We start from the raw sequence: 17529 nt of genomic DNA on the forward strand, positions 1-17529 counted from the left end.
TGCGTCGTCAGCCCACGGTGCTCGCGCGGATCTCCAGGCGGTGCGGGACGACGATGTCCTGCGGCGGGACCGCCGGGGCGGGGCTGTAGATACGGTCGGCGAGGCACTGCAGGGCACGTTCCGTGATCTGCCGCTTGTCCGGGACGACCGTCGTCAGGGCCGGATGGGCCCAGCGGGCGTCGTCGATGCCGTCGAAGCCGACGACCGCCAGGTCCCCGGGGACGCGCAGACCCCGTTGATGGGCGCAGTGCAGCGCGCCCAGGGCGAGTTCGTCGCTGAAGGCGAACACGGCGTCGACCTCCACGCCCTCGTCGAGCAGGGCCGACATCGCCGCGTACCCGTCCTCGCGGTGCAGGGTCGCGACGGTCCGCTCCAGCGCGGGGTCGGGGGCGATGCCGGCGCGGCGCAGCGCCGCGGTGTAGCCCTCGTGGCGCTGACGGGCGGTGCCGTTGTGCAGGTGCGGCTGGAGCCCGAGGGCGGCGATGCGCCGGCGGCCCAGGCCGAGCAGGTGCGTGGTCGCCTCGTCGGCCGCCGGCACGTTGTCCACGGCCACCCGGTCGGCGAGGCCGCCGGGACTGCGCTCGCCCAGGAAGACGAGGGGCACCCCCCGGGCGTGCGCGGCGAGGTCCTCCGGGCTGAGGGCCCACGGGCTGATGATCAGCCCGTCGACGACCCGTCCGCCGGTGCCCTCCAGCAGGCGCCGCTCGGCGTCGGCGTCACCGAAGGTCTGGTCGATCACGACGGTCCAGGAGCGCTGCTGCGCGGCCTGCACGAGCAGGCCGGCCAGCTCACTGAAGTACGGCGAGTGGAGCTCCGGGATGGCCAGGCCGATCAGCCCCGTCCGGCCGGCGCGCAGGTTGCGGGCGGCGACGTTGGGGCGGTAACCGAGCTCGTCCAGCGCGGCCTGCACCTTGACGCGGGTGTGCTCGGCGACGGCACCGGAGCCGCTGACGACGTTCGAGACGGTCCTGATCGACACCCCGGCGAGGGCGGCGACGTCCTTGAGGCGGCTGGTCACGCCGGACATCTTCGCACGACCTCCGGAACGGACCAGCCGGCGTGGGGATCGCCCCCGCACGCATCCTTGCGACGTGGAATGCAACGTTGCATCATGGAGTGAACCCACCCGAGGAGCCGCCCTGTGAGTGCACCCCTGCATCCCGACACCACGCCCTCCGCCCTGGACGTCGACGTCACGGCCGACGTGGAGGCCCTCTACTCGGACGGCATCACCGCCCGCAAGGGCGCCTTCGGGGTGGACTGGGCCGACGCGCTGCGCGCGGACGTCGACCGCGCCTTCGAGGAGGCGCTGTCCCGGCCCGGCGGCGCGGTGGGCCGCGGCCCGAACCGCTACTACGTCGAGATCCACCCCGAGCAGATCAGGGGCTTCGTGGAACTCGTGGACCACCCGTGGGTGCGCTCCGTGTGCGCCGCCGTGCTGGGCCCCGACTACCGCATCGTGGAGATCGGCTTCGACGTGCCGCTGGAGGGAGCCGTGAACCAGCCCTGGCACCGGGACTTCCCGATGCCCGAGGAGACCCGCAGGGAACGGCGCCTGACCTCGCTGGCGTTCAACGTCACCACCGTGGACACCACCGAGGACATGGGCCCCTTCGAGATCGCGCCGGGCACCCAGTGGGACGACAGCCCCGAGTTCGACCACGGCATGTTCCCGCCCAGGGCGCACTACGGCCGCTACGAGGAGCGTGCCGTGCGCAAGTACCCGCAGCGCGGCGACATCTCCGCGCGGACCGCCCTGACGATCCACCGCGGCACCACCAACCGCTCCCGGCTCTCCCGGCCCGTCCTGGTCCTGGGCGTCGACGGCCCCGAGGCGAGCAACGGGGAGCGGCACGACCTCGCCGTCACCCGCGGCTACTGGGAGCGGCTGCCCGAGCGGGTCCGCCGCCACCTCGACTGCCCGGTCGTGGACGAACTGGTCCCCGTCACGCAGAAGCACACCATCGAGGGCCTCGTCATGGGCGACGCCTGACCCGAGCGCCCACGCCGGCGCGACGGCCCGGCCGGCGTCCGCGACGGGATGACACCCTGTCGGAGCAGAATGGCTCCGACTCGTGGCCGAATGATCGTATGACGGGGGCCCGGTCGGGGTAGAACGGACGCCGGGGCCCTTCCCGCGAGGGAGGGACCCCGGTTACTCACCCCTGCCGGCACCCCCGGCAAGATCGAAGGACGCAGTATGGCCAGCGGCACCGTGAAGTGGTTCAACTCCGAAAAGGGCTTCGGCTTCATCGCCCAGGACGGCGGAGGACCGGACGTCTTCGCCCACTACTCCAACATCTCCGGCACCGGGTACCGCGAGCTGGTCGAGGGTGAGGCGGTCACGTTCGACGTCACCCAGGGCCAGAAGGGCCCGCAGGCGGAGAACATCGTCCGCGGCTGACGTTCCGAACTTTCCCGTCGGCCCCTTCGACACCCCGTCGAAGGGGCCGACGGCGTTCCGGGGGAGAGGCGGTCGGCTCGCCTCGGGGCCCTCTGCCGGACCGTTCCCGGCCATCGGTCCGTCCGCGCTCACGGCCTCGGCCGGAGCGCGTCGACGAGGAGGTCGAGCAGGCGGTCCGTGCGCTGCTGCGGCGCGCCGTCCATGATCGCGGCGAACACCCCGACGAGCAGTGTGGCCACGTCGTCCGGGTCGACGTCGGCGCGCAGCGTGCCGGCGGCCGCGCCCCGTTCGAGGATCGTGCCGACCGTCGCGGTGACGCGCTCCCGCGAGGGGGCGGCGATGCGCCCGGAGGCGAGCGCGGTGCGCAAGGTGTCCATCATCCCGCGCTTGGTGGCGACGAACGCGGCGTACCGGCCCGTCCAGGCGCGGAGCGCGATGTCGGCGGGGTGCTCCGCCAGCAGTTCCGGCGCGCTCGCGGTGACGGCGTCGAGCTCGCTCGCGTAGACGGCGTCGACGAGGTCCTCGCGGGTGGGGAAGTGCCGGTAGAGGGTGCCGATGCCCACGCCGGCCGCCCGGGCGATGGCCTCCAGCGTGACCGGGCCCTCGGCCGCGGCGAACGCGGCCTGCGCGACGGCGATCAGCTTTTCCCGGTTGCGCCGCGCGTCCCGCCGGACCGGCCGGCCCGGGGGAACGGCCGGGTCGGCACCACCCGTGGCATCGATGGGATCGGTCGGGTCGGGGGCAGGGGAATGTGACGCGAACAAAACGGAGGCACCTCCGGTACTGCTACGGTTGACGTAACGGAGGCTCCTCCGTATCTCTCCAGTCTTTCACGAGAGCAGGCAGCCATGACCCCCGGAAGCACTCCCGCCCCCGCTCCGCGCCCCGGAGGGACCGCCCGGCTCGCAGGCCGCACGGTCTCCCGCATCGGGTACGGCGCGATGCAGCTCGAGCGCCTGCGCGACCGCCGCGACGAGGCCGTCGCCCTGCTGCGCCGCGCCGTCGAACTGGGCGTCGACCACGTGGACACCGCCGAGTTCTACGGCGCCGGATTCGTCAACGACGTGATCCGCGAGGCCCTGCGCCCCGCGGACGACGTCATGGTCGTCACCAAGGTGGGGGCCGACCCGAATCCGGGCGGGCGCATCCCCCTGCGCCCGGCCCAGCGGCCCGAGGAACTGCGCGCCAGTGTCGAGGACAACCTGCGCAGCCTCGGCGTCGAGCGGCTGGACGTCGTCAACCTGCGCCGCCTGGACACCGGACCCGGACTGCGGCCCGAGGGCGACCAGGTCGTCGGCCTCGACGACCAGCTCGCGGCGATGACCGCCCTGCGCGACGAGGGCAAGATCGGCGCGATCGGCCTGAGCAACGTCGGCCTCGACACCCTGCGCCGCGCCCTGCCCGCCGGCATCGCCTGCGTGCAGAACGCCTACGCCGTCGTCGCCCGTGACGACGAGGACCTGCTGGAGCTCTGCGCGGCCGAGGACATCGCCTGGGTGCCGTTCTTCCCCCTCGGCGGGGCCTTCCCCGGCCTGCCCAAGGCGACCGACGAGCCGGCGGTGCACGCCGTGGCCGCGTCCCTGGGCGTCACTCCGTCCCAGGTCGGCCTCGCCTGGCTGCTTCACCACGCCCCCCACGTGCTGCTCATCCCCGGCACCGCCGACGCCGCCCACCTCGCGGAGAACATCGCGGTGGGCGACATCGCCCTCGATGCCACGGCCCTGGCCGCCCTGGACGCCGTCACGTCCCGCTCGTACGACGTCCCGATCGGCTGACGACCCCCGGTACCGTCAGCCGACGGTCGCTCGTCGTGACCCGCGGCTCACCCCCGCCCGGCGGGCCGTCGACCGGCCTCGTCGACGACGGCGAGTTCCAGCTCCGCCTCGCCGGACAGCAGCGTCCCGGCCTTCCCGTACGAGGTGTCCTTGACGAGGTAGCTGCGGGAGCCGAGGAAGGAGTAGTCCTCGGTGTCGAAGACCCACTCGGTCCGCACGCCGTGGCGCACGTCGTCGCGGGCGATGCCGAGACCGCGGCGGCCGATCGCGTCGTGGGCCCGCGGGGCCGGGGCGACGCCGGGGATCCTCGCGGCGGCCCGGTAGAGTGCGGCGGCCGTACGGGGCGGCATCATCCGGCCGAGCAGGGACCCGATCTCCTCGAACACCGCCTGGTCCCGTTCGCGGGCCTCCGCCTGCGGCGTCCTGGCGTACAGGTACGCCAGCAGGTCGTCCGGATCGGTGGGCAGGGAGCTGAGCCAGCGGTAGGTCGGCCTGCTCAGCCCGGCCGGGGTGCCGTCGGTGTCGCCGAACTCGGCGTTGATCGGCGAGATCCGGCCGTTCTCCCGGACCAGACCGAGCTTGCGCAGCGGTCCCGGCTCCTGCGCGAGCCACGTCTCCCGGTCCGTCAGGGGGCCGACGACGGCCTTCCCGCTGGTGAGGTCGGCCCCGCGGGTCTTCTCCCGGGTGTAGACGAACTGGTCGTCGCGCACCGGGGGAGTGGTGCGCCCCTCGGCGGCGTCGGAGATGCGGCCCAGCAGGGCCGCGGCGGGCCGCATGTCCGTGGCCGCGCGGTGCGAGGCGGTGCCGGAGGGCTCCCGGCCACCGTCGTGCAGGGCCACGCCCACGGCCAGCACGCCGGCCAGGGTCAGCGCCGTCGCCGGCGCCAGGAGCGCGGGCCGCAGCAGTCGGCGGGCCGGGCGGGAACGTGTCGACCGGTCCCGTTCGATGTGGTGCATCAGCAGTTCCTTGTGACGGAGGTGCTGCTCGCGCGGGAGGTCCCAGTCGGCCGGGGCCGGCAGCAGGCGGGCGATCTCCTCACGGTCGCCGTTCGGCTGCGGGGAAGCACCGGTGGTCTCGTCGTTCATGTGAGCTCCTCCCGTACGGGCAGGGCCGCGATCGCGGCCGCACTTGTCATCTCTCCGCGGGCGGTGGGTGGTTCCCGGTCCTCCTCCGCGAACCGGGCGAGCTTCTTGCGGGCCCGCGAGAGGCGGGACCGTACGGTGCCGACGGCGATGCCGAGCGCTTCCGCCGTCTGCCGGTAGTCCAGGCCGGACCACACGCACAGCGCCAGGACCTCCTGTTCCTGGCGCCGCAGCCGGCCCAGTGCGGCGTGCACGGCCAGCAGGCGTCGCGCGTCGTCGATGCGCCCGATGGTCCGGGGCGCGAAGTCCTCCTGCGCCGGCGGCTGCGGCTGGCGCGCCAGGAACAGACGTCGTCTGCGCTGCGCCCGGCGGGCGTTGTCGGCCTTGTGGGTGGCGATCCCCAGCAGCCAGGGCAGCAGGGAGCCGCCGTCCTCGTGCACCCGCGTGCGGGTGCGCCACGCGGCCAGGAAGGTGTCGGACATGATCTCTTCGGCTGTCGACCAGTCGCCCGTCAGCCGCAACGCGTGGTTGTAGACGGCACGGGCGAAATCCTCGTACAGCTGGGCGAACGCCTCGCGGTCCCCCTCGCGCACACGGCGGCGCACATCGTTCTCTGAGTCCCTCACGACCACTTCTCTCCGCGACAGCCGAGGAGTTCCTGTGGCCCGCGTCACGCTCCGCTCGTCCGCTCGCCCGGCCCGACCGGCACGCGCCGCCCTGAGGGCACCTCGTACTCGGACGTCCTATCACCAGGCCGGTCGGCGACGGCTCGACAGGGTGGCCGCACTGCGGCAACGCCCGGCCCTCCCACCGGGGAGGACCGGGCGCTGCTCCACTCTTCGCCGCACGGTTGCCGGCGGCGGCCGCTCCGCGTCTCAGCGGTAGTAGTAGGCCTTCGCCTCGATCGTGTGCGCCTTGCCGCGCAGGTAGATGCGCATGTAGTACGACGTGCCGGACGACGCGTTCGCCTTCACCGTCATCCAGCCGCCGTTGCAGTAGCCCCAGCCGCCCTTCTTGACGACCTTCTTGTCGCGGGTCCGCACCACGTCGATCTTGTACTTGGTGCCGTCACCGCCGTTCCAGCAGCGCGCGTTGACGCCGAGCGTGCTGCTGCGCGGGACGAAGTCGGGCGTCGCCCAGTACTTGGTGGGGCGGTGGCTCTTCGGACCCCAGATCCGGTGCCAGCTGCCGCTCGCGGCCGAAGCGTCGGTCCGCGAAACGGCGGTGCCCGGTGCGCTGTGCACCGCCGGCGACGCCTGGGCGGCCGGAGCGGCCACCGCGAAGCCGGTGCCCAGCGCAAGCGAAGCCGTCGCCAGGGCGAGGCTCTTTCGTGCCGTCATCGTGTCGCATCCTTTCCCGGAGCACGGCCGGGTCCCCCCGTTGGGCACCCCGTGTCGACCGTGTCCGCGGCGCGGCGTCCGGCGGTCGGCCGCCGGGCCGTCGTGCTGGTCCAAGAAGCTACGGGCGGCCCGTCCGCGGCCGCGTCCGGCGACGGATGGAACTCCCGCCGGACCCACGGCGGTAGGAGCCCGCTCCCTCAACCTTCCGCGGTACCGCGGCAGTTCGACGTGACGCCGCGCGCCCCGCGGCTACGCTGCGGTGATGCGGATCCGCCCCCTGAACCGTGCCGGTCCGGCCGCCGACGCGGTGATCGCCGTGGCGCTCACCACCGTGGCCGTGCTCCTCGGGCAGGAGGCCACACGTCAGGGCTGGTCCGCGCTCGACGCGCCCGCGTACGCGCTCGTCGGCCTGGTCAACCTGCCGCTCGCGCTGCGCAGCAGGACGCCGGTCGCGGTCTGCGCCTTCGTCCACGTCGTGTGGGTCTGCTACGTCACCGCCGGCTACTGGCCCGTCGTGAACACCTTCGGGCCGATGCTCGCCGTCTACACGGTCGCCTCGCTGCGTTCCGTGCGCACGTCCGTCACCTGCGCCGCCTCGATGGCCGCGATCTGGATCTACGCGGGGGTGGTCAGCCGCAGCGACTCCATGGCGTCCGTCGTCGGCCAGGCCCTGGTCTTCCCCGCGGTGCTGTGGCGCTTCGGCCTCACAGCCCGCCGTGCCGCCGAACTCGCCCGCAGGCTGCGGGAGGAGCAGGCCGAACGGACCCGCCGGGAACTGGCCGAGGAGCGCGGCAGGATCGCGCGCGAGCTGCACGACGTGGTGGCCCACCACATGTCGGTCATATCGGTGCAGGCGGGCCTGGCCGGATTCGTCTTCGACTCCGACCGCGACACGGCGCGTGCCGCGCTCTCCACGATCTCGGGCACCAGCGCGGAGGCCCTCGACGAACTCCGCCGCATGCTGCGGGTGTTGCGGACCCCGGACGAGGACGGCCTTCCGGCCGCGCCCATGCCGGGCCTGGCGCGTCTGGGGGAGATGGTCGAGCGCGTACGGTCCGGTGGCGTGCGGGTCGACCTGCGGACGGAGGGCGCGGTCCGTCCGCTCGCGCCCGGCGTCGAGCTGTGCGCGTACCGCGTCGTGCAGGAGGCGCTGACCAACGTGCTCAAGCATGCACCCGGGGCCAGCGCGAGTGTGCAACTGCGTTACGGAACACGCCAGTTGGAGGTGACCGTCGCGGACGACGGACAGGGGGCGGTTTCGGACAAGGTGCGTCCGGGCGGCGGGCACGGGTTGATCGGCATGCGGGAAAGGGCAAAGCTCTACGGTGGGCAGGTCGACATCGGCCCACGGAGCGAGGGGGGATTCGCGGTGCGCCTGACCCTGCCCACCTCCGCGCAGGCCGCAGGCGAGGGAGAAGACTTATCGGGATGACCAGGGTGCTAGTCGTCGACGACCAGTTCCTGATCCGTGCCGGACTCGCCGGGCTGCTGCGCGCGGCGCCCGGCATCGAGGTGGTCGGCGAGGCGGGGGACGGCGAGGAGGCCGTCGCCCTGGCCGCACAGACCCGTCCCGACGTGATCCTGATGGACATCCGGATGCCCGGCATGAGCGGCATCGCGGCCACCGAAAAGATCCTCGCCGACGCGCCGGACCCGCTGCCCCGGGTCCTCGTCCTGACTACCTTCGACCTGGACGAGTACGTCTACGGCGCCCTGCGCGCCGGTGCCTGCGGCTTCCTGCTCAAGGACTCGGGGCCCGAGCGGCTGCTCGCCGCGGTGGCGGCGGTCGGCGCGGGAGACACGCTCTTCGCGCCCAGCGTCACGCGCCGCCTGGTCGAGGCGTTCGCCCGCCACGGCGGGAACACCGGGAGGGCGGACGAACCGCCGCCCGACCTCGGCACGCTGACCGCGCGAGAGAGGGAGGTGCTCAAGCTGACCGCCAGGGGCATGTCCAACCTGGAGATCGCGGGCGAGTTGTTCATCAGCGAGGCGACCGTCAAGACGCACCTCAACCGCACGATGACCAAGCTGGACCTGAGCAGCAGGGCACAGGCCGTGGTGGTGGCGTACGAGACCGGCCTGGTCACCCCGGGGTGCGCGGGCTGACCGACCGGCCTGCCGGCGCATGACATCCTGGCCCCGTGCTCCTGAACGACCTCTCCAGCGGCGTCGACCTCCGCCCGGTGCGCTACCAGTTCGCCACCGCCTCCGGTGACGCCTTCGACGACAACTGGCTGGTCGTCGAAGGCACGGTGGCGACGCCCGAGGGAACGTGGTCCTTCACGGATCCGTGTCTGCTCGTCGACGAGGCCCGCGAGGTGTCCGCGTGGCTGCGCGCGGTGGCCGCGGGGACGGTGGCGGTCACGGAACCCGACGCTGAGGGCGAGCTGACACCGGACACGTGCTTCATCGAGCCGGTCGTGGCTCTGAGCCTCGCCGGCCGGAGCGAGGCCGGGACCGCGGTGGTCCGCGTCCACCTGTCCCTGGAGGCGGCACCCCCGTGGCAGCAGGGTGAAGACATGCCTGACATCTACCAGTACGCCGTCGAGGTCGAGGCGGACACCGCGGCGCTCCGGCACGCGGCGGACGAGTGGGACCTCTCCCTGTCCTCGTTCCCGACCCGCTGACCGACCACCTGCCGCGCCGAACCGCCGTCCGGCTCAGGAGTAGGTCATCGGGCAGCCGTGCCGCAGGGAGTACTGCGCGGCGCGCAGGTAGAACGCCACGTAGAAGGACGCTTCCAGGTCCTCCGCCCACGGCCCAGGGCGTGCCTGGGCGGTCCGCCCGGCCTCGCCCTCGAGGAACCACAGGCTCAGGGCGAGGTTCTCGCCGGCCGGTATCGCGTCCACGGGCAGGGCGACGGCACGGGCCAGCCGCTCGGCCAGGGCGAGTACGCGCGGGGCCCCGGCGACCGTCGTCTCCTCGGAGTACGCGGTGCCGACGGGGAGCACGATCTCCTCGTCCAGTGCGAACGGCACCAGCATGTTCCAGTCGAGGAGCGTGGACAGTTCCTCGTCGGTCAGGTGCGTGGTGCACAGCTCCAGGAAACCGTCCATGGACGGGCTGACCTTCTCCTCGAACCAGCCCCGCTCCTCCCGCGCCGCCTGCGGAAACGCGTAAGGGGGCAGCCCGCGCCGCTCCAACTCGGCGTTCAGTGCGGCGGCGACGTCCCCGTACCCGTCCTCGCCCGGTTGCGACCAGTCCTGCGCAGCGACACTCACCAGATAGACACCCATGATCGCAACATAGCGGTCGCCACCGACAACGCACCCACCCCCGGCGTTGCCCTCTGCGGCTGCGCGACTGGTCGACAGGAGGTAAAGGCATCGTATGGTCTAGTCCAAAGTGGCGGTTGGTCTAGTCCAACTCATTGACGTGACCCCAACATCTCCCGGAGCCTGGGGCAACTCCCCGCCCCACCCCCTCCGGAAGGCACTTCATGAGATCCCTTCGGGCCTGTCTGGGCGCGGCGGCGGCCGTCACGCTGGCCGCCGCCGGCGCGACCGCCCTCGTCGCCAACAGTGCCTCGGGCGCGACCACCGCGCTCGGCAACCGCTGGTACGCCGCCGCCCCGTACCTGATGCCGCTGGACAACGACCCGCCGGACCCGGCCGCCATCATGGACGCGACCGGGCTGAAGGCCTTCCAACTGGCCTTCGTCCTGGCCCCGAACGGCGGTGGCTGCTCGCCCACCTGGGACGGCACCGCACCCGTCTCCTCCGACACGGCCGTGCAGTCGGTGATCAACACGATCCGGGCCAAGGGCGGCGACGTCTCGGTCTCCATCGGCGGCTACGGCGGCACCAAGCTCGGCCAGGCCTGCTCGGACCCCGCGTCCACGGCGGCGGCCTACCAGCAGGTCATCACCAAGTACGGCCTGCACGCCATCGACTTCGACCTGGAGGAGCCGGAGTACGAGAACACCGCGGCCATCCACAACGAGATCGGCGCCGCCAAGATCCTCCAGCAGAACAACCCCGGGCTGTACGTCTCCGTGACGACGGCCGGCACCGCGGACGGCACCGGCTGGTTCGGCAAGCAGATGCTGCTGGAGGCCAAGTCCCAGGGATTCACGCCGAACAACTTCTCCATCATGCCGTTCGACGGCGGCTTCAACGGCGCGGCGAGCCAGACCAGTGCGCTGACGAACTTCAACTCGATCCTGCAGTCGACCTTCGGCTGGGACCAGGCGACCGCCTACGCCCACGAGGGCTTCTCCGGCATGAACGGCCGCAGCGACACGGGCGAGATCTTCACCCAGGCCGACTTCCAGACGGTGCTTGACTACGCCACCAGCCACCACATGGACCGGTTCACGTTCTGGTCGCTGAACCGCGACCGGCAGTGCAACCCGCCGGACAACGGCGGCCGTACGTCCGGAACGTGCTCCAGCGTCGCCCAGAACCCCTGGGCCTTCGCCGCGTACTCCGTGAAGTTCGCGGGTGCCACTCCGCCGAGTACGCCGCCGACCACCCCGCCCGCCCCGACACCGACGCCGACCCCCGCCTCCTGCAAGACGGCGTGGAGTCCCTCGACGGCGTACACCGCGGGGAACGAGGTCTCCTACGGCAAGCACAACTGGAAGGCCAAGTGGTGGACCCAGAACGAGGTGCCCGGCGCCTCGCAGTGGGGTCCGTGGCAGGACGAGGGCGCCTGCTGAGCGAAACGCCGCTGCATCCTCTGTGGCGCGCGAGGGCGGCCCGGCTCCCGGACCGCCCTCGCCGTTCCCGTGGATCGCCGCCCGGGTCTCATCGCCGGCCCTCCTGCAGGAGACGGCCCGCGAGGTGGAGCAGATCCGCCAGGCGCAGCACCCGTCCGTCGAAGCCCGGCAGGGGGACGTGGAGCGGCTCGCTCCAGCGGGCGGGGACGGCGTCCAGCCCGTAGTACGCGCCCGCGAGACCTCCCGTCACCGCGGCGACCGTGTCCGTGTCCCCGCCCAGGTCGATTGCCGCGCGTACCGCGTCCTCGAAGCCGGCGGTGGTGCGCAACGCCCAGACGGCGGAGCCCAGGCAGGGCCACACGGCACCGTTGAACTCGGTCGCCCGGTCGGGGTGCCAGTCGGGCGAGAGGACCGTGGCGTAGCGGTCGCGGTGGTCGGGGTGGACCTGGGCCAGGATGTCCGGGAGCGCGGCCAGGGGGTCGCTGTCCTCGAACGTGACGCGGATGAGTTCGTGGAAGATCGCGGTGCCTTCCCAGGCCGCGCGGTCGCCGTGGGTCAGGGCGGCGATCCGGCGGGCCGCGTCCATGGTGGCCTCCCGGCCGGCGGCGGCGAAGTGGACGGCGGACGTCGAGGCCCGCATCAACGCGCCGTTCCCCGCTGCTCGTAGGTTCACCTGGAAGTGGACCGCGGCCGCGAGGTCCCAGGGCATGCCGTTCGTCAGCACGTCCTCGGTCTGCAGGCCGATGTCCTTCGGGTCTGCCGCCGCCCACCGCTGGAAGCGGGCGAAGATGTCCGGCAGGTCCAGCCCGCCCCGCTCCAGCAGGGACTCCGCGACCAGGACGGCCATCTGCGTGTCGTCCGTGGCCTCGCCGGGGTCCCAGCCGCCCCCTCCGCACATCTCCCCGCCGGCGCCCGGGACGGGAAACCGGGCGGAGAACGCCCCCTCGGGGCCGAACTCGAAGGGCGCACCCAGGGCGTCACCCACCGCCGAACCGACCACCGCCCCAGCGGCCCGCTGAGCACGCTTCACCGGGACACCCCTGTCACGCACGTCGGCCGTCGGTCAGTAGGCGATGAGTCGCCAACGCTCGATCCACAGCAGCCGCCGACTGTCCGAGACGAGGACCTGGACACGGTCTCCCTCCACCTGCCGAACACTGCCGTAGAGCGTGACGTCGGGGAGGTCCGCCCTGACGATGTCGTGGACTCCCAGATCGCTTTCGACGGGCCGGTTCCACGCGTGCGTGCACTGCTCGCAGTGGTAGCCGACGACGTCGCACCCCTCGACCGTCACCGGGACACCCGGACGAACCGCTTCGACGAAGCACCGAGGACACGGATCAGCAGTGCGCGGGCCGACGGAACGGGACATGGCCCGATCCTGCTGTACTGCGACAATGCTTGGCAACTGCGGTACCGGCCGGAGACATGGGGGTGTCCCTTGAGCGGTGATGCGTACGAGGACGGGCCAGGTCATGCCTGCAGCACGTGGACGCTCGACCAGATGCGGAGCTTCGTCCTCGCGACGTCCGGCATGGTGCTCGAGACGGCGCGGGTCGTGGCACAGGGGCACGCCTACTCGTGCGGCCTTCCCCAGGAGGAGCGTCGCGCATGGGCCAAGCTGTCGTTGCTCGCGAACCGGCGGATGCTCGACGGCACCGAGGCGGAGCTGACCCGGGTGGCCCACCAGGACTTCATGTTGCGCATGTGGGTGATCGACCGGCTGGGCCCCGACGACGCGGACCCCGACTGGAGTCCGCGGGCGCTGGCCGCCGACACCCTCGCGGCGCTGACCCTCACGCCCGAGCGCGCGGCCGCGCTCGCCGACGGCTGGCGCGACCTTCCGGTCGAGGACATCCTCCGGCTCCGGCGGCACAAGAACCTGACGGCGCACCTGGAGCGGCTGGTCGGCCACCTGCCACCAGGTCCGCTGCGTGAGCAACTGGTCACCTGGACCGGGACGAGGCGGCTGCTGCCTTGACCCGCCGTCGGGTCAGGGGCGTACGAGGCGGCGGAGGGCCAGGTGTGCGAGTGGGGCGTAGAGAGCCGCCGCGGGTGTCGGGCCGTCCACGAGGAGGGTCGTCCGGCTGCCGTGGGCGTGCGCGTGCACCTCGTGGTGCAGCCGGAGCCGGACGGGGCCCGGCCGGACGCACCACGTCCAGCGGTGCCGGCGGTGGTCGACGGACTCCACGGCGAACGGGGCACGGAGACCGACGACCGACTCGACCGTCCCGGTCAGCCCGGGGACGAGGGTGCGGCCGTCCGAGTGAACCGCACGGATCTGCGGAGACCACGATGCCCACTGGTCGAGGTCCGCGTAGCGCTGCCACACCGTCGTCGGCCGCGCCGGCCCCGTGGCCCGCAGCCTCAGCCGGCCCATGGGCGCCCCGTGCGCCGACGCGTGCGGCCCGCGGTGCGGCGGGGGCTCACCCCACCTGCCCCTGGAGGTACTCCGCCAGCGCCTTGCCGGGCCGGAACGCCGCTCTGCCGTCCTCGCTCTGGAAACTGCCGAAGCTGCCCAGGCTGACCGTCTCGTCGGTCTTCAGGGCCTCCGCGATGGTCCCGGGGTGCTCCACCGTGCCGAAGAGGGTCTCCAGGACCCGGCCGACGTCCCCGGGGGTGAGCTCCCTGCCCCCGGCGCTCTCGGTGGCGCGGCGCGCCGTGATGTCGATGAGGTGCGTCTTGTCCATGGTCACTTCCCGGTCGGCAGGCGAAGGGCGTCGGTCCCTCCAGGTTCGCGCCGGCCCGTGCCGTCCGCATCTCCTCGGCCCGTCAGAGGCCGACGCCGCCGCTGGCGTCGAGGGTCTGGCCGGTGATCCAGCGGGAGTGGTGGGAGGCCAGGAAGGCCGCGATGTCGGCGATGTCGCTCGGGTCGGCGAGGCGGTTGAACGGCGACTGAGCGGCGTGCGCGGCCTCCTTCTCCGGGGTGTCCCAGCGGTGGTGGTTGAGGTCGGTCTTGGTGTAGCCGGGTGTGATGGCGTTGACGGTGATGTTCCGGGGGGCGAGCGTGGGCGCGAGGGTGCGGGTGAGCGCTTCGAGGGCTGCCTTGGCCATCGTGTAGGCGAGGGCCGTGGGCAGGGCGACCCGGGTGGCGGCGGAGCTGATGTTGATGATCCGGCCGTGGGGACGGAGCCGGGGGAGGGCCTGCTGCACCAGGAACAGGGGCGCCTTGGCGAGGACGGCGATGAGGTGGTCGAAGTCCTGGGGCGTGGTGTCGGTGATGGTGCCGCGGATGTTGAGACCGGCGTTGTTGACGAGGATGTCGAGCTCGGCCGGCCGGCCGAGCTGGGCGAGGGCCTGGTCGTAGCGGCCGAAGAGGGTCTCGGCGTCGTCCGGGACACCGAGGGGAGCGTGGAGGGTGAAGGCCTGGCCGCCGCTCTTGGTGATGCGGTCGGCGGTTTCCTGCGCGGCGGCCTCGTTGCTGTGGAAGTGGACGGCGACGAGCGCGCCGTCGGCGGCGAGGCGCCGGGCGATGGCCCGGCCTATCCCGCGGCTCGCGCCGGTCACCAGGGCGGTCTTCCCCTCCAACGGCCGCGCCGGGTCGGCCTGCACCGCCCCCTGCCTCGGCGAGGGTGCGGTGGTGTCGTCGTAGCGCTGCATGGTGTGGTCCCCCCTGCTGCTGGCCGGGCCGCCTCCCGGTGGTGGCGGTCGTGCGGCAAGGTAACCCGGTCCCGGCGACGCAGGGGAGGGTTTCGCACAGCTGTGCGCCGTTGTTCTCGGGGCGTTGACGGAGCGGCCCGGGTTCGCGCGCCTTGCACGGGCGCAGGGGATCAAGTGCCCCTGCGCCCGGCCCCGTCGGGTGTCCGTCCGTGCTCAGCCCTGCAGGAACTCGGCCAGCGCGGCCAGCAGCCGGTCGACGTCCTCCGCGTCGTTGTAGGGGGCGAGTCCGATGCGCAGGCCGCCGCTGTCGCCCAGGCCCAGATGGCGGGAGGCTTCGAGGGCGTAGAAGTGGCTGGACGGTGCGTGGATGTCGCGCGCGGCGAGGAAGCGGTAGGCGTCGGCGGTGTCGTGGTGCGCGAAGGTCAGCAGCAGGGTGGGGGTGCGGTCGGCGGCCCGGGAGTGGACGGTCACGCCCGGGAGCTCGGCCAGTCCCTTCTCGAGCCGGGCCCGCAAGGTCGCCTCGTGCCCTTCGAGCGCGGCGAAGGAGGCGGCCAGGCGTTCGCGCCGGGTGCCCGTGGCGCTCGTGTCGAGCCCGGCCAGGACGTCCACGGCGGCACGGGTGCCGGCCAGCAACTCGTACGGCAGCGTGCCCAGTTCGAACCGCTCCGGGACCGCGTCGCTGGAGGGCAGGAGCTTGTCGGGGCGCAGGGTCTCCAGCAGCGCGGGCCGGGCGGCCAGGACCCCGTGGTGCGGGCCGAGGAACTTGTACGGCGAGCAGACGACGAAGTCCGCCCCCAGCGCCGGCAGGTCGACGAGGGTGTGCGCGGCGTAGTGGACGCCGTCGACGTGCGCGAGCGCCCCCGCGTCATGGACCACGCGGCAGATCTCGGCGACCGGCGGGCGGGTGCCGATCAGGTTGGAGGCGGCGGTGACCGCGACGAGACGGGTGCGTTCGGACAGGACGGCGCGGATGTCGTCGGCGGTCAGCTCGCCGGTGGCGGGGTCGAACCCGGCCCAGCGCACGGTGGCACCGGCCCGTTCCGCGACCTGCACCCAGGGTCGGATGTTGGCGTCGTGGTCGAGGCGGGTGACGACCACCTCGTCACCGGGCCCCCACGAGGCGGCGAGGGTGCGGGCGAGGTCGTAGGTGAGCTGGGTGGCGCTGCGCCCGAAGACGATCCCCGCCGGGTCGGCACCCAGCAGGTCGGCCATGGCCTGCCGCGCACCGGCGACGATGCTCTCGGCGTTGCGTTCCCCGAGCGAGTACTGCCCCCGGTTGGACAGGGGCCGCGCCAGCACGTCGGCCATCGCGTCGATGACGGGCCGCGGCGTCTGCGTGCCCCCGGGCCCGTCGAAGTGCACGGTCCCTGCCTCGAGTGCGGGGAAGAGCGAGCGCAGGGAGGCGATGTCGTACGGCAACTTCTCAGCTCCTGTCGAGGTCCGGACCAGTGGCACGAGTCAACCTCATGGGCCGAGCTGCGACGAGACCGCCTCCCTGATCACGCACGGGCCACCGGTGGGCCGCCCTCCGATGGCGTGCCGGCCGTCGTCCGCCCGGGCCTCGATCGGGGACGGGCGACTCGTGCGTTCGGCGGACTGCGGCTCCCGCGGCGGCGTGTTGTCCGCGGATCGGGGGCGTCGGCGCGACAGTGGGAATCCCGTTTCTCCTCCGCATGCGTCCAGGAGTGTGTCATGAGTGTGCGTGTCGCCGTGATCTACTACAGCGCCACCGGGAACGTCCACCAACTCGCCAAGGCGGTGGCGGAAGGCGCGGCCTCACGCGACGCCGAGGTCCGTCTGCGGCGCGTCCACGAACTCGCGCCCGACACGGCCGTCGACGCCAACCCCGCCTGGCGCGCGCACGTCGACTCCACGAAGAACGAGGTGCAGGAGGCGACGCTGGAGGACCTGGAGTGGGCGACCGCCTACGCCTTCGGCACGCCGACCCGGTTCGGCAACGTCACGTCCCAGCTCAAGCAGTTCATCGACCTCACCGGGGGCCTGTGGCAGGCCGGCGTCTTCCACAACAAGCCCGCCACCAGCTTCACCTCGGCCATGAACCGCCACGGCGGCCAGGAGTCCACCATCCTGTCGATGAACAACGTCCTCTACCACTGGGGCTGTGTCATCGTGCCGCCCGGCTACACCGACCCGCTGCTGTTCGCCGCCGGCGGCAACCCCTACGGCACCAGCTGGGCCAGCGGCGGCGGCGAGACGCCGGACGAGGCGACCCTCGAGGCCGCCCGCTACCAGGGCCGCCACCTCGCCGACATCGCCGAACGCCTGCGCATGTCCTAGGCCGTGTCCGCAAAGTCCCGCCTGCCCTGCGACGCCCGGCACGCTCCCCCACGCTCGGCTTCGCTCACGCGGGAGGTGCCCCCACCGCCGCACCGGGCGAACACCCGAGTACGGCCAGTACGCGGGCGTCCGCCCGGCACGCCGAGAGCACGCACCGGACGCCGCAGGGCCCGCCCTCCGGGCGGACGACGGGACTTTGCGGACACGACCTAGGTGTGTTGTCCCGGGACGTTGGTGACACGCGTGCTGGGTGCTTGAACAGGTGAGGGCCTTCTGGGTTCGGTGTGGATTGCGAAGTCTGCACCGACGTCCAGGAGGCCCTCGTGTCCCACCGTAATGCCCCTCTGGCGCCGACCGGGAGGCTGCGTCT

21 protein-coding genes are annotated in these 17529 nt (G+C 72.7%); 9 read left to right on the forward strand and 12 right to left on the reverse strand.

Annotated elements, in window-relative coordinates:
- Positions 1-7: 7 nt before the first annotated feature.
- Positions 8-1018: a LacI family DNA-binding transcriptional regulator gene (locus tag E4U92_RS33960; protein ID WP_137304301.1), complete on the reverse strand. Its 1011-nt coding sequence runs from the start codon at positions 1016-1018 to the stop codon at positions 8-10.
- Between the two features lie 162 nt (positions 1019-1180).
- Here E4U92_RS33960 and E4U92_RS33965 point away from each other — a divergent pair, with 162 nt between their 5' ends.
- Positions 1181-1993, forward strand: coding sequence for a phytanoyl-CoA dioxygenase family protein (locus E4U92_RS33965; protein ID WP_373311759.1), 813 nt, complete (start codon positions 1181-1183; stop codon positions 1991-1993).
- 207 nt (positions 1994-2200) lie between these two features.
- Positions 2201-2404, forward strand: a complete 204-nt coding sequence (locus tag E4U92_RS33970) for a cold-shock protein (protein ID WP_067241459.1) — start codon at positions 2201-2203, stop codon at positions 2402-2404.
- Between the two features lie 128 nt (positions 2405-2532).
- Here E4U92_RS33970 and E4U92_RS33975 read toward each other — a convergent pair whose 3' ends face one another.
- On the reverse strand, positions 2533-3126 hold the full coding sequence (locus E4U92_RS33975; RefSeq protein ID WP_137304319.1) for a TetR/AcrR family transcriptional regulator: 594 nt from the start codon (positions 3124-3126) through the stop codon (positions 2533-2535).
- Between the two features lie 126 nt (positions 3127-3252).
- Here E4U92_RS33975 and E4U92_RS33980 point away from each other — a divergent pair, with 126 nt between their 5' ends.
- Positions 3253-4179 (forward strand): aldo/keto reductase, encoded by a 927-nt coding sequence (locus E4U92_RS33980; protein ID WP_137304303.1) that lies wholly within the window; start codon positions 3253-3255, stop codon positions 4177-4179.
- 47 nt (positions 4180-4226) lie between these two features.
- Here E4U92_RS33980 and E4U92_RS33985 read toward each other — a convergent pair whose 3' ends face one another.
- The 3 genes from E4U92_RS33985 to E4U92_RS33995 all read right to left on the reverse strand — a co-directional run bounded on the left by E4U92_RS33985 (position 4227) and on the right by E4U92_RS33995 (position 6601).
- On the reverse strand, positions 4227-5264 hold the full coding sequence (locus tag E4U92_RS33985; protein ID WP_137304304.1) for a CU044_5270 family protein: 1038 nt from the start codon (positions 5262-5264) through the stop codon (positions 4227-4229).
- Complete coding sequence (locus E4U92_RS33990; RefSeq protein WP_137304320.1) at positions 5261-5866, reverse strand: RNA polymerase sigma factor; 606 nt, start codon at positions 5864-5866, stop codon at positions 5261-5263. Before E4U92_RS33990 ends, E4U92_RS33985 begins: the two co-directional genes overlap by 4 nt.
- A 270-nt stretch (positions 5867-6136) precedes the next feature.
- A complete protein-coding gene (locus tag E4U92_RS33995) occupies positions 6137-6601 on the reverse strand; it encodes a hypothetical protein (RefSeq protein WP_137304305.1) in 465 nt (154 codons plus the stop codon).
- A gap of 262 nt (positions 6602-6863) precedes the next feature.
- On the opposite strand from E4U92_RS33995, the gene E4U92_RS34000 reads away from it, so the two are divergent.
- The 3 genes from E4U92_RS34000 to E4U92_RS34010 are packed head-to-tail and all read left to right on the forward strand — an operon-like array spanning position 6864 to position 9228.
- Positions 6864-8033 (forward strand): sensor histidine kinase, encoded by a 1170-nt coding sequence (locus tag E4U92_RS34000; protein WP_137304306.1) that lies wholly within the window; start codon positions 6864-6866, stop codon positions 8031-8033.
- On the forward strand, positions 8030-8707 hold the full coding sequence (locus E4U92_RS34005) for a response regulator (protein ID WP_137304307.1): 678 nt from the start codon (positions 8030-8032) through the stop codon (positions 8705-8707). Before E4U92_RS34000 ends, E4U92_RS34005 begins: the two co-directional genes overlap by 4 nt.
- A gap of 35 nt (positions 8708-8742) precedes the next feature.
- Positions 8743-9228, forward strand: coding sequence for a WapI family immunity protein (locus tag E4U92_RS34010; RefSeq protein ID WP_137304308.1), 486 nt, complete (start codon positions 8743-8745; stop codon positions 9226-9228).
- Between the two features lie 33 nt (positions 9229-9261).
- On the opposite strand, the gene E4U92_RS34015 is transcribed toward E4U92_RS34010, so the two are convergent.
- The gene (locus tag E4U92_RS34015) at positions 9262-9837 is read right to left on the reverse strand and encodes a hypothetical protein (protein WP_137304309.1); all 576 of its coding nucleotides are present in this window, start codon (positions 9835-9837) and stop codon (positions 9262-9264) included.
- A 203-nt stretch (positions 9838-10040) separates the two neighbouring features.
- Here E4U92_RS34015 and E4U92_RS34020 point away from each other — a divergent pair, with 203 nt between their 5' ends.
- Positions 10041-11261, forward strand: a complete 1221-nt coding sequence (locus E4U92_RS34020) for a chitinase (protein ID WP_174864139.1) — start codon at positions 10041-10043, stop codon at positions 11259-11261.
- 88 nt (positions 11262-11349) lie between these two features.
- Here E4U92_RS34020 and E4U92_RS34025 read toward each other — a convergent pair whose 3' ends face one another.
- Together E4U92_RS34025 and E4U92_RS34030 are read right to left on the reverse strand one after the other, a co-directional pair.
- A complete protein-coding gene (locus tag E4U92_RS34025) occupies positions 11350-12291 on the reverse strand; it encodes an ADP-ribosylglycohydrolase family protein (protein WP_137304310.1) in 942 nt (313 codons plus the stop codon).
- Positions 12292-12324: 33 nt separating this feature from the next.
- Complete coding sequence (locus E4U92_RS34030; protein ID WP_137304311.1) at positions 12325-12633, reverse strand: hypothetical protein; 309 nt, start codon at positions 12631-12633, stop codon at positions 12325-12327.
- Positions 12634-12765: 132 nt separating this feature from the next.
- Between E4U92_RS34030 and E4U92_RS34035 the strand changes: the two genes are divergently transcribed.
- Complete coding sequence (locus E4U92_RS34035; RefSeq protein WP_137304312.1) at positions 12766-13242, forward strand: hypothetical protein; 477 nt, start codon at positions 12766-12768, stop codon at positions 13240-13242.
- 12 nt (positions 13243-13254) lie between these two features.
- On the opposite strand, the gene E4U92_RS34040 is transcribed toward E4U92_RS34035, so the two are convergent.
- The 4 genes from E4U92_RS34040 to E4U92_RS34055 all read right to left on the reverse strand — a co-directional run bounded on the left by E4U92_RS34040 (position 13255) and on the right by E4U92_RS34055 (position 16280).
- Positions 13255-13641 (reverse strand): SRPBCC family protein, encoded by a 387-nt coding sequence (locus tag E4U92_RS34040; RefSeq protein WP_137304313.1) that lies wholly within the window; start codon positions 13639-13641, stop codon positions 13255-13257.
- Positions 13642-13687: 46 nt separating this feature from the next.
- Positions 13688-13951, reverse strand: a complete 264-nt coding sequence (locus tag E4U92_RS34045; protein ID WP_137304314.1) for an HU family DNA-binding protein — start codon at positions 13949-13951, stop codon at positions 13688-13690.
- Positions 13952-14033: 82 nt separating this feature from the next.
- Complete coding sequence (locus tag E4U92_RS34050) at positions 14034-14861, reverse strand: SDR family oxidoreductase (RefSeq protein WP_137304315.1); 828 nt, start codon at positions 14859-14861, stop codon at positions 14034-14036.
- 213 nt (positions 14862-15074) lie between these two features.
- On the reverse strand, positions 15075-16280 hold the full coding sequence (locus tag E4U92_RS34055) for a cysteine desulfurase-like protein (RefSeq protein ID WP_137304316.1): 1206 nt from the start codon (positions 16278-16280) through the stop codon (positions 15075-15077).
- 273 nt (positions 16281-16553) lie between these two features.
- Here E4U92_RS34055 and wrbA point away from each other — a divergent pair, with 273 nt between their 5' ends.
- A complete protein-coding gene (wrbA, locus tag E4U92_RS34060; protein ID WP_067241447.1) occupies positions 16554-17159 on the forward strand; it encodes an NAD(P)H:quinone oxidoreductase in 606 nt (201 codons plus the stop codon).
- Positions 17160-17529 lie beyond the last annotated feature (370 nt).

Source organism: Streptomyces galbus, from assembly GCF_005280195.1.
Lineage (GTDB): Bacteria > Actinomycetota > Actinomycetes > Streptomycetales > Streptomycetaceae > Streptomyces > Streptomyces galbus.